This is a genomic window from Actinomadura litoris (assembly GCF_009733595.1).
GTDB lineage: Bacteria > Actinomycetota > Actinomycetes > Streptosporangiales > Streptosporangiaceae > Spirillospora > Spirillospora litoris.
Genome location: NZ_WOFH01000025.1, coordinates 25,535 through 37,860 on the forward strand (window position 1 = coordinate 25,535; position 12,326 = coordinate 37,860).

Consider the following 12,326-nt stretch of genomic DNA (forward strand, 5'->3'; position numbering starts at 1 on the left):
TCAGGCGAAGGCGGGATAAGGGGAGAGCGGGGCCGCTCCCCATTCGGCCGACAGTTCCAGGACGCGCCGCGCCGCCTCCGCCAGCGCGGGGTACTCCCCGGCCGGGAGCAGCTCGTCCCGGAGCATCCCGCACCGGTGGACGAGCAGCCGCCGGATCGTCGGGGACGCGGCGGCGCGGCGGTTCAGCGGCACGTCGCCGGCGACCGCGTCCGGGACCAGCAGCAGGGTCAGCGCGGTCCACGCGGCGATGCCCCGGCGGACCCCGGCCCGCCAGGCGCCGTCGTCGGCCAGATCCGGATAGACCTCCAGGAGCCCCGCGCGGTAGGTCTCCTCCACCAGCGCCGCGAGCGCGGGATCCAGACGGAAAACGCACCAGCAACTCGAAAAGGGCATCCGGCAGTACGCGGCGGTGAGGAAGACCGAGGGATGTCCCGACGCCTCGAAATCCAGGAACCGCAGCCCGCCTGGGGTGAGCATATTGTTGTCGGGGCAGGTGTCGCCCGGGGAGAAGGCGGGATAGCCGTCGTCGGCGAGGCGGCCGAGTTCGTCGATCTCGCCGGCCAGCCCGTCCGGGACCTCGATTCCCGCTTCGCCGAGCGCGGCGGGGACCCTGCCGATCCCGCGCAGGGTCGAGCTGACCTTGGCGGGCGGATCGCCGTCCCGGCCGTATTCGCGCCGGAGCCGCTCCAGCTCGCCCTGGCGGCCGTGGCCCGCGCGGGCCATCGCGCCGAGCCCGCGCGCCCAGCCCAGCAGTCCGTCGCGCGCGGCCTGCGGGTCGGCGCCGAGCAGCAGGTCCGTCAGGCTCGGCCCGGCGCCGAGGTCGGCCATCACGACGAGCGGGTACCCGGTGTCGACGGCGAGGAGGTCCGGGCCGCCGACCGCGAGCGCGAGCCCGGACGCCTCCGCCGTGAACGAGTTCCGCGCGTCGGCGTAGGTCTTGACGATCACGGTGCCGCCGCCGGGGCGGCGGCAGCGCAGCACCGCGCAGTCGCCGGGGTCGCCGAGCGGCACGGGGTCGCTCAGCGGCTCGCCCAGCGCCGCCGACGCGGCCCTGACCGCCGCCCCGTCGCCCGGTCGGGTCACCGGGCCTCCCACTCCTCGATCGCCGCCCAGACGAGCCCGAGCGTCTCGGGCTTCGCCATCTCGTAGTGCGTGCACGGGACGCCCGCCTCGGTGACCGTCCCGGTCACGTAGGGCGCCCATCGCTGCGCGGTGGGGTCGTCCGGCTCCCGGTCGCCGGTCGCGGTGACCAGCAGGAGGTCGCCGTCGAACCGGCCGTGCTCGTGGCCGATCTGGATCGTCCGGTTGTTGCGGATGACGCGCGCGATGGCGTGGACCTCCTCGTCGGTGGCGGCGCCGAGCGTGCTGCCCGCCTCCTTGCGGACGACCTCGACCAGGCTCTCCAGGTGCGCGTCCGGGTCCTCGGCGGTCTCGGCGGGGTCGTCGGGCCGCTCCAGGAACGGGAACTGGTCGAGGATGATCAGCGCGACCTCCTCGCCCGCGTCCTGGAGCCGCACGGCGATCTCGTGCGCCGCGACGCCGCCGAACGACCAGCCGAGCACCCGGTAGGGGCCGTGCGGCCGCACGGCGCGCATCTGCTCGATGTAGTCGGCGGCCATCTCCGTGACGGATGCGGGCAGCGGCGAGGTCGCGTCCAGGCCGCGCGCCTGGAGCCCGTACAGCGGGACGCCCTCCGGCGCGAACCGGGCCAGCGGCATGTAGCACCAGCTCAGCCCGCCGGACGGGTGGACGCAGAACAGCGGCGGCTCGGTGCCCTCGGCGCGGATCGGCAGCAGGACGTCGAGCGAGTCGCTGATGGAGGAGACCGTCATCCGCCGCATCAGCTCGGCGACCGTCGGGGAGGCGAACAGGTCGCGGACGGCGACCCGCACCCCGCGCTCGCGGAGCCGCTCGACGAGCCGCACCGCCAGCAGCGAGTGGCCGCCGAGCGCGAAGAAGTCGTCCTGGACCCCGACCCGCTCGACGCCGAGCACCTCCGCGAACGCCGCGCACAGGCCCTCCTCGAAGGAGGTGACGGCCCAGTGGGCTGCCTCCTGGCCGGCGCCGTGGTCGGGGGCGGGCAGCGCCTTGCGGTCCACCTTGCTGTTCGGCATCAGCGGCATCCGGTCGAGCGGCACGACCGCCGACGGCACCATGTAGCCGGGGAGCTGCTCCTGGGCGAGCGCGCGGACCGCCGCCGGGAGGCCGCCGGGCTCCTGCTCCGCGCCCGGGTCGGGCACGACGTAGGCGACCAGCCGCCGGTCGCCCGGCACGTCCTCGCGCACCAGCGCGACGGCCTGCGCGACGGCCGGGTGCGCGGCGAGGACGGTCTCGATCTCGCTCAGCTCGACCCGGAACCCGCGGATCTTCACCTGGTCGTCGGCGCGGCCGAGGTAGTGCAGGTCGCCGTCCGCGCTCCAGCGGACGACGTCGCCCGTCCGGTACATCCGCGCGCCGGACGGGCCGAAGGGGCACGCGACGAACCGCCCGGAGGTCAGCGCGGGCCGCCCGAGGTAGCCGCGCGCCAGGCCGTCGCCCGCGATGTACAGCTCGCCGGGCACGCCGGGCGGCACGGGCGCCAGCCGGTCGTCCAGCACGTACACCTGGGTGTTCCCGATCGGGCCGCCGATGGAGGACACGTCGGTCGCGTCGCGGGAGAAGTGCTTGGCGGTCGACCACACCGTCGTCTCGGTCGGCCCGTACAGGTTCGACAGCGTCGTCCGGTCGATCAGGACGCGGGCGAGGTCGCCCGGCAGCGCCTCCGCGCCGATCATCGCGCGGACCCCCGACCAGTCGACCGGGTCCTCGGCGTCGGCGACGAGCCCGCGCCACAGGCTCGGGGTGGCGTGCACCATCGTGGCCCCGGAGGCCCGGACCAGCTCCCGCAGCGCCCACGGGTCGAGGACCTGCTCCTGCGACGCGAGGACCATCCGGGCGCCGTTGACCAGCGGGAGGTAGAACTCGAACCCGGCCATGTCGCAGCCGTGCGTGCTGACCGCGAGGAGCCGGTCGTCCGCGCCGAGCGCGAAGTCGTCCTGCATCGCCGAGAGGAAGTTGACGATCGCGCGGTGCTCGACCAGCACGCCCTTCGGACGGCCGGTGGACCCGGAGGTGTAGATCACCCACATGGGGTGCTCGGGCCGCAGCGGCGCGGTGCGCTCGGCGTCGGCCAGCGGCCCGGCGGGGAGCGCGGCGAGCGCCCCGGCGACGGCCGGGTCGTCCAGCAGGACGACGGGGACGCCGGTGTCGGCCTGGTCGCCGACCTCGAACTCGGCGAGCCGCTCCCGCATGTCCGTGCCGCTGAGCAGGCACACCGCGCCGGAGTCGGCGATCACGTAGGCGGTGCGCCCGGCCGGGTAGGCGGGGTCGATCGGCAGGTAGGCCGCGCCCGCCTTGACCACCGCGAGCAGCGCGACGACGAGGTCGGCGGTCCGCTCGAACACGGCGGCGACGACCGACTCCGGGCCCACCCCCCGCTCCACCAGGTACCGCGCGAGCCGGTTCGCCCGCGCGTCCAGCTCCGCGTAGGTGGTCTCGGTGCCCCCGGCCACGAGCGCGACCGCGTCGGGGGTCCGCGCCACCTGCGCCTCGAACAGCCCCGCGACGGTCGTCTCCGGCACCGGCGCCGCGGTGTCGTTCCATCCGGTGAGGACGCGGCGCCGCTCCTCGGCGCCGAGGACGTCGACCTCGCTCAGCCGCAGCCCCGGGTCGGCGGACACCGCGTCCAGCACCAGGACGAGCCGCTCGGCGATCCGCGCGACGGTCTCCGGCTCGAACAGGTCGGCGGCGCCGACGACGCGGCCCTCGATCCCGGCCGGGGCGCCGTGCTCGTCGAGGGTCTCGGCGGCGCTCACGTCCAGGTCGAACTTCACCGTCCACCGCCCGGTGGACGCCCCCGACGACGCCTCCCGGTCGCCCTGGACACCGGGCAGGTCGAGCACCGCCTCCTCGGTGTTCTGCAACAGCAGCATGACCTGGAACAGCGGGTGCCGCGCCAGCGAGCGCGGCGGCGACAGCTCCTCGACGAGCCGCTCGAACGGCACGTCCGGGTGGGCGAAGGCGCCGAGGCCCGCCTCCCGCACCCGCGCCAGCACGTCACGGAACGTCGGGTCCTCCGACAGGTCGGTGCGCAGCACGAACGTGTTGACGAAGTAGCCGACCAGGTCGTCCAGCGCCTCGTCGGTGCGCCCGGCGATCGCCGAGCCGACCGGGATGTCGGTTCCGGCGCCGAGCCGCGACAGCAGCACCGCGAGCGCGCCGTGCAGCATCATGAACATCGTGACGCCCTCGGCGCGCGCCAGGTCCCGCAGCCGCGCGTGGACGTCGGCGGGGATCTCCAGCGGCACCCGGTACCCCTCGTGCCCGGCCACGGCGGGACGGGTCCGGTCGGCGGGCAGCGCCAGCTCCTCCGGGATCCCGGCCAGCGCGTCCCGCCAGTAGGCGACCTGCCGGGAGATCAGGCTGCCCGGGTCCGCGCCGTCCCCGAGCACCTCGCGCTGCCAGATCGCGTAGTCGGCGTACTGGACGGGCAGCGGCTCCCACCCGGGCGCCTCACCCGCGCGGCGCGCGGCGTAGGCCGCGGACACGTCCCGCGCCAGCGGCGCCCACGACCAGCCGTCACCGGCGATGTGGTGGACGACCACCATCAGCACGTGCTCGTCCGGCGCGACCCGGAACAGCCACGCCCGGACGGGCACGTCGGAGGAGAGGTCGAACGTGCACGTCTCGGCCGCCGCGATCGCCTCGCGCAGGTCCGCCGGCTCGACGTCGAGCGTCTCCAACCGCCAGTCCAGGTCGTCGATGTCGATGACGTGCTGGTAGGGCTCGCCGTCCGCGACGGGGAACACGGTGCGCAGCACCTCGTGCCGGGCGAGCGCGTCGCGGAACGCGGCCGCCATCGCGGGCGCGTCCACCTCGCCGGCCAGCCGCGCCGCGACCGGGATGTTGTAGGTGGAGCCGCCGCCCTCAAGGCGGTCGATCAGCCACATGCGGCGCTGCCCGAACGACAGCGGGATCCGCTCCGGCCGCTCCATCGCGGTCAGCGGCGCGCGTGCCTCCGCCGCGCCGGTCAGCCGCTCGGCGAGACCGGCCACCGTGGGCGCCTCGAACAGCGCGCGGATCTCGATCTCCACTCCCAGGACGGCCCGGATCCGGCTGACCAACCGGACCGCCAGCAGCGAGTGGCCGCCCAGGTCGAAGAAGTCGTCGTCGACACCGACGTCGTCGAGGCCGAGGACCTCGGCGAACGCGAGGCAGAGGATCTCCTCCCGCGGCGTCCCCGCCCGGCGCCCGCCCTCCAGCAGCAGGGACGCGTAGTCGGGCGCGGGCAGGGCCCTGCGGTCGAGCTTGCCGTTGCCGGTGAGCGGCAGCGCCTCCAGCGCGACGACGGCGGAGGGGACCATGTGCTCGGGAAGCCGCTGCGCGACGGACTGCCGCACGGCGGCCGGGAACGCGGTGTCCTCGCCGTCGTCCGGATCGGCGGGGACGACGTAGGCGATCAGCCGGAGGTCGCCGGGGGCGTCCTCGCGGGCGATGACGGCGGCCTGGCCCACCCGGGGGTTCGCGGTCAGGGCGGCCTGGACCTCGCCGGGCTCGATCCGGAACCCGCGGATCTTGACCTGGTCGTCGGCGCGGCCCGCGAAGACGATCTGCCCCTCGGGGTTCCAGCGGGCGCGGTCGCCCGTCCGGTACATGCGCTCACCGGGCGCGAACGGGCACGCGACGAACCGCTCCGCCGTCAGGGCGGGGCGTCCCACGTAGCCCCGGGCCAACTGGGCGCCCGCTATGTACAGCTCCCCCACGACGTTCGGGCCCACGGGGCACAGGAACTCGTCCAGCACGAACACGCGGGTGTTCCCGACCGGGGAGCCGACCGGCACGACGCCGCCCGCCGAGAGCCGGGTGGTCGTCACACCGATCGTCGCCTCGGTGGGGCCGTAGTGGTTGAACACCGCGCATCCATCGGCGGCCTCCACCAGCTCCTCCACCCATACCGGCGGGGCGGCCTCGCCGCCGAGGACCAGTGACCGGGCGGGCAGCACGTTCCGCGTTCCGGCGGCCGACGCCAGTGCGGCGAGGTGCGACGGGACGGCCTTCAGGTAGTCGATCGAGTGCTCGCCCAGGTATTCCGCGACGGCGGCCGGATCGGTGACGGATTCCTCCGGCAGGATGTGCAGCTCACCGCCGGTCGCCAGGCTCGCGAACACCACGGTGTTACCCAGGTCGGTGACCTGCGCCTGAAGCAGCGCATACTTCCCGCCGGGCGTCCCGAATTCGACGCGGGCGGGAACCGAGGCGACGTAGTTCCGCACGCCGCCGTGCGTGACGGCCACACCCTTGGGGCGGCCAGTCGATCCGGAGGTGTAGATGACATACGCCACCCCATCCGCCTCGACGTTCACCCGCGGTGCGGTCGTGGGCTGGGCGGCCAGTTGCATGGCGGTGAACGGTTCGTCCAGAGCGACCATGCGGACCCGGCCCGCGGGCAGATCCTCCAGGATCTCATCGGTGGTCAGCAGCAGAACCGCGCCGCTGTCGGAGAGCACGAACGCGATCCGCTCGGCGGGTTGGGCCGGATCGACCGGAACATAGCCTGCCCCGGCCTTCCACACGCCCAGGACTCCGACCACGAAATCCACGCCGCGCGACAGGCACAGGCCCACGACTGATTCGGCGCCCACGCCTTGGCCCATCAGGTAGTGCGCCAGCCGGTTCGCCCGCTCTTCCACCTCCGCATACGAGACCTCGGCACCTTCGGCGACCACCGCCACCGCGTCCGGGGCGAGCGCGACCCGCTCCTCGAAAAGGTCGGTCAGCATCGCGCGGCCGGCGTCGAAACCGGTGTCGTTCCACTCGACCAAGACCTGGTGCCGCGCGTCCTCGTCCAGGAGGTCGACCGCGCTCAGGTTCAGGCTCGGGTCGGCCGTCAGCAGGTCCAGGACCCGCACCCAGCCGTCGGCGATCCGCTTGGCGGCGTCGCGGTCGAACAGGTCCGCCGCCACCGTCACCGACCCGTACACGCCGCCGGGCGCGCCCTCGGCGTCGAACGCCTCGCCGACCAGCACGTCCACGTCGAACTTGGCCGAGGACCAGGACTCGTCCGCGTCGTCCACGGAGGAGCCCCCGGCCTGGACGCCGGGCATGCGCAGCGTCGTGTCCACGGTGTTGCGCATGGTGAGGACGATCTGGAAGAGCGGGTGCCGCGCCATCGACCGGCTCGGCGCCAGCTCCTCGACCAGCTTCTCGAACGGGACGTCCTGGTGCGCGAACGCCGACAGGCTCCGCTCCCGCACCCGGCCGAGCACCTCACGGAAGGTCGGGTCGCCCGACAGGTCCGTCCGGATCACCAGCGTGTTGACGAAGAAGCCGACCAGGTCGTCCAGCGACTCGTCGGTGCGCCCGGCGTTCGCCGAGCCGATCGGGATGTCGGTTCCCGCGCCCAGCTTGGACAGCAGCATCGCCAGCGCCGCCTGGAGCGCCATGAACGTGGTCACGCCCTCGTCGCGGGCCAGCTTCAGCAGGCGCGCGTGGATCTCCGCCGGGATGTCGAGCGAGACCAGGTGCCCGCGGTGCGAGGCGACGGCCGGACGCGGACGGTCGAAGGGAAGCGACAGCTCCTCGGGGGCGCCCGCCAGCGCGTCGCGCCAGTACGCCACCTGACGCGAGATCACGCTTTCGGGATCGCTCTCATCCCCCAGCAACTCACGCTGCCAGAGCGCGTAGTCCGCGTACTGGACGGCCAGCGGCTCCCAGTCGGGCGCCCGCCCCTCGCGGCGCGCGGCGTAGGCGTCGGAGAGGTCGGCGGCCAGCGGGCCCTTGGACCAGCCGTCGGTGGCGACGTGGTGCATCGTCACGACCAGTACGGGCTCGTCGGCGCCGGACTCGAACAGCCAGGCGCGGATCGGCACCTCGGCCGACAGGTCGAAGGCGTACCGGGCGGCCTCGGCGACGGCGCCCGCGAGCTCCCCCGGGGCCACCTCGACGGTCTCCAGTTCCCAGGAGAGGTCGTCGATGTCCAGGACGTGCTGGTAGGGCTCGCCGTCGGCGGTCGGGAAGACGGTGCGGAGCACCTCGTGCCGCCCCAGGACGTCGCGCAGGGCGAGGCCGAGGGCGTCGCGGTCGACGTCGCCCGCCAGGCCGAGGACGACGGGGATGTTGTAGGTGGCGCTCGGGCCTTCGAGCTGGCCGATGAACCAGAGCCGCCGCTGGCCGTAGGACAGCGGCATCCGCTCGGGCCGGGCCCGCGCGGTCAGCGGGGTCCGCGCCTCGCCCGCGCCGCCGAGCCGGGCGGCGAGCCCGGCGGGGCTCGGGGCCTGGAAGAACGTCCGGACGGTCAGGTCCGCGCCGAGCGCCTCCCGGACCCGGCTGATCAGCCGGATCGCGAGCAGCGAGTGGCCGCCGAGTTCGAAGAAGTCGCCGTCGGGCGCCACCGCGGGCAGGCCGAGGACCTCGGCGAACGTGGCGCAGAGGATCTCCTCCCGCGGGCTCGCCGGGCGGCGGGCGGCGGAGGTGCGCGGCGCGGGCGCCTGGTCCGGGTCGGGCAGGGCCCGGCGGTCCAGCTTCCCGTTGCCGGTGAGCGGCAGCGCGTCCAGGACGGTCACGGCGGACGGCACCATGTGCTCCGGCAGCCGCCCGGCGGTGAACTCGCGCAGCTCGGCGGGGAGCCGGTCGTCCGCCGCGCCGGCCGGGACCACGTAGGCGGCGAGCCGTGTGTCGCCGTCGGCGCCGGTGCGGGCGATCACGGCGGCCTGGGCGACGCGCGGGTGGGCGAGCAGCGCGGCCTGGACCTCGCCCGGCTCGATCCGGTACCCGCGCACCTTGACCTGGTCGTCGGCGCGGCCCGCGAACACCAGCAGGCCGTCCGGCGTCCAGTGGGCGAGGTCGCCGGTGCGGTACATCCGCGCGCCGGGCTCGAACGGGCAGGCGACGAAGCGCCCGGCGGTCAGGCCGGGGCGGCCGGTGTAGCCGCGCGCGAGCCCGGCGCCCGCGACGTACAGCTCGCCGACGGCCCCGGCGGGCACGGGCCGCAGCCGGCCGTCCAGCACGTAGAGGCCGGTGTTGGCGATCGGCGTCCCGACCGGAACGGCGCCCGCGCCGACCAGGCCGGGGGTGAGCCGGACGGTGGTGACGCCGATCGTGGCCTCGGTCGGGCCGTAGTGGTTGGACACCGCGCGCGTCCCGGCGGCGGCCAGCACGTCGCGGAGCCAGCCGGCCGGCGCGGCCTCGCCGCCGAGCACCAGCGCCTTGGCGGGCAGCACGTTCTCGACGCCCGCGGACGCCGACAGCGCGGCGAGGTGCGAGGGGACCGCCTTGACGTGGTCGATGCGGTGGTCGGCGAGGTAGGCGGCGACGGCGGAGGCGTCGGTGACGGCGTCCTCGTCCAGGACGTGGAGTTCGCCGCCGGTGGCGAGGCTGGTGAACACGACGGTGTTGCCGAGGTCGGTGGCCTGCGCCTGGAGGAGCGCGTACCGGTCGCCGGGGGCGCCGAACCCGACGCGGCCAGGCACGGACGACACGTAGTTCGCGAGGCCGCGGTGGGTGACGGCCACCCCCTTGGGACGCCCGGTGGAGCCGGAGGTGTAGATCACGTAGGCGAGGCCGTCCGGTTCGGGGCGGACGTCCGGGCGCGTACCCGGGTAGCCGTCGGCGGCGAGGGCGGACGGGTCGTCCAGCAGGATCTCGCTGCCGCTGTCGGCCAGCATGAACGCCGTCCGCTCCAGCGGGTAGCCAGGGTCGATCGGCAGGTAGGCGGCGCCCGCCTTCCAGACGGCGAGGACAGCCGTCACCATGTCGGCGCCGCGCGGCAGCGACAGCCCGACGACCGACTCCGCGCCGACGCCCCGCGCCCGCAGGGAGTGGGCGAGGCGGTTCGCGCGCGCGTCCAGCTCCGCGTAGGTGATCTCGGTGGAACCCGATACCAGCGCGACCGCGTCCGGGGTCCGCGCGGCCTGCTCCTCGAACAGGGCGGCGACGGTCGTCCGGGGGATCTCGGCGGCGGTGTCGTTCCACGCGCCGAGGATCCGGTTCCGCTCCGGTTCCGCGAGGACGTCCACCTCGGCGAGCGGGACCTCCGCCTCCGACTCAAGGAGGCCGACGAGGCTCCCGGTCGCGGTGGCGAGGTGCCCGGCCACGGCGGGCGCGTCGATGGGCGCGACCGCGTAGACGACGATGGAGATCTCGTCGCCGTCGTCGTCCACCGCGACCGTGAGCGGGTAGTTGTTGCGCGTCTGGGAGAAGACCCGGCCGATGCCCTCGCGTCCCCGGGGGTCGTCGGCGGCGGCCCGGCCCGAGTTGTGGCGGTAGTTGAACAGGGAGGTGAACAGCGGCGCGTCGCCGGTGACGCCGCTGGCCCGCTGCGCCTCGGCGAGCGGGGCGTGCTCGTGTTCGAGCAGCTCGGCCAGTTGCGCGCGCATCGCCGCGACGGCGGACGCGGCGTCCACGCCGTCCACCCGGACGCGCACGGGCAGCGTGTTCATGAACAGGCCGAGCATGCGGTCCGAGCCGGAGCCGGCGTTCATCCGGCCGAACAGCACGGTCCCGAAGACCACGTCGTCGCGTCCGGACACGGCGGCGAGCACCCGCGCCCACGCCACGTGCAGCACGGTCGCGGCGCTGACGCCGAGGCGGCGCGCCACCGTCCGGAGCCGGTCGTGCAGCTCGCCCGCGAGCGGGAGTTCGGCGCGGACGACGTCGGCGCCGTCGCCGAGGACGTCCAGCCGTCCGAACGGCGCGGTCGGCTCGGTCACGTCGCCGAGCAGCCCGGCGAAGAAGCTCCCGTGGTCGGCGTGCTCCGCCTCGTGGCGCGCCTGCGCGACGAAGTTCCGGAACGGGAGGGGCTCGGCCAGCTCGTCGCCGCGCCCGGCGAGGAACGCCTGCACCTCCTCAAGGAGCAGTTCGAGGGCGGTGTGGTCCTGGACGATGTGGTGCACGCGGACGAGCGCGAGCCACCGCCCGTCCCGGCCGGGCGCCACGTGGAGGTCGATGAGCGGGGCGCGGCGCAGGTCCATCGCGCCGCCGCCGAGCGCCACCAGGTCGGCGACCGGGTCGGCGCTCGCCGGGTCGAGGTCCACCTCCCGGACGGGCAGCGCGGCGCGCCGCCACACGACCTGCACCGGCGCGCGCAGCCCGTCCCGGGCGATCGAGGTGCGCAGGATGTCGTGCCGGTCGACGACGTGCTGCAGCGCGGCGACGAAGCCGTCCAGGCGGGCGCGGGTGTCGAACTCCAGCACGGTCGGCATGACGTAGGCGTCGCCGCCGCCCTCGGCGAGCAGGTGGTGGAACAGCAGGCCCTCCTGGAGCGGGGCCAGCGGGTACACGTCGGCGGTGTTGGCCGCGCCGCCCTCGACGGTCGCGACGACGCGTCCGACCTCCTCGGCGGTGAGGTCCGCCAGCGGCAGCATCGCCGGGGTGATCTCGGTGGCGCCGTCCGGGACCAGGTTCGGCGGCACCTCGACGCGCTCGCCGCCCGCGCTGAGCGCGAGCCCGGCGGGCGTCGGGGACACGAACAGGGCGCGCACCGACACCGACAGGCCGCGTTCGCGGAGCGTCTCCACGAGCCGGATCGCCAGCAGCGAGTGGCCGCCGAGCGCGAAGAAGTCGTCGTCGACCCCGACCCGGTCCAGGCCGAGGACCTGCGCGAACGCGGCGCACAGCACCTCCTCGCGCAGGGTGGCGGGGCCGCGCCCACGGGTGGGGGTGTACTCGGGCGCGGGCAGGGCGCGGCGGTCCAGCTTGCCGTTGGCCGACAGCGGCAGCGCGTCCAGGACGACGACGGCGGACGGCACCATGTGCGCGGGGAGCCGCTCGCCCGCCAGCGCCCGCACCTCGGCGGGCAGCGCGCCGCGATCCGCGCCGGAGCCGGGGACGACATAGGCGATCAGGCGCTTGTCGCCGGGGGCGTCCTCGCGGACCACGACGGCGGCCTGCGCGACCCGCGCGTGCGCCGCGACGACCGCCTGGACCTCGCCGGGCTCGATGCGGAACCCTCGGACCTTGACCTGGTCGTCCACGCGCCCGAGGTATTCGAGCCGCCCCTCGTGGTCCCAGCGGACGAGGTCGCCGGTGCGGTAGAGCCGCTCCCCCGACCCGAACGGGTCGGCGACGAACCGCTCGGCGGTCAGCGCCGGGCGCCGCAGGTAGCCGCGTGCGAGCCCGCCGCCCGCTATGTACAGCTCGCCCGCGACCCCCGCCGGGACGGGGCGGAGCGCGTGGTCGAGCACGTAGGCGCGGGCGTTGGACACCGGGCGGCCGATCGGCACCGGGCCCTCGTGGTCGACGCCGCCCCCGCCGTCCGCCGACCAGGCGGTCGCGTACACGGTGGCCTCGGT

Annotated in this window: 2 protein-coding genes (1 of these 2 cut by a window edge); both read right to left on the bottom strand. The window is 75.1% G+C overall.

Features of this window, described 5'->3' with window-relative positions:
• Positions 1–1,083: a hypothetical protein gene (locus tag GNZ18_RS40415; protein WP_156222851.1), complete on the bottom strand. Its 1,083-nt coding sequence runs from the start codon at positions 1,081–1,083 to the stop codon at positions 1–3.
• Positions 1,080–12,326, bottom strand: partial view of a non-ribosomal peptide synthetase gene (locus tag GNZ18_RS40420; protein ID WP_156222853.1) — the 3' portion only. 5,538 nt of this gene lie beyond the right edge of the window; the window shows 11,247 of its 16,785 coding nt (coding positions 5,539–16,785); the start codon falls outside the window, past its right edge — the gene reads right to left on this strand; its stop codon occupies positions 1,080–1,082. Before GNZ18_RS40420 ends, GNZ18_RS40415 begins: the two co-directional genes overlap by 4 nt.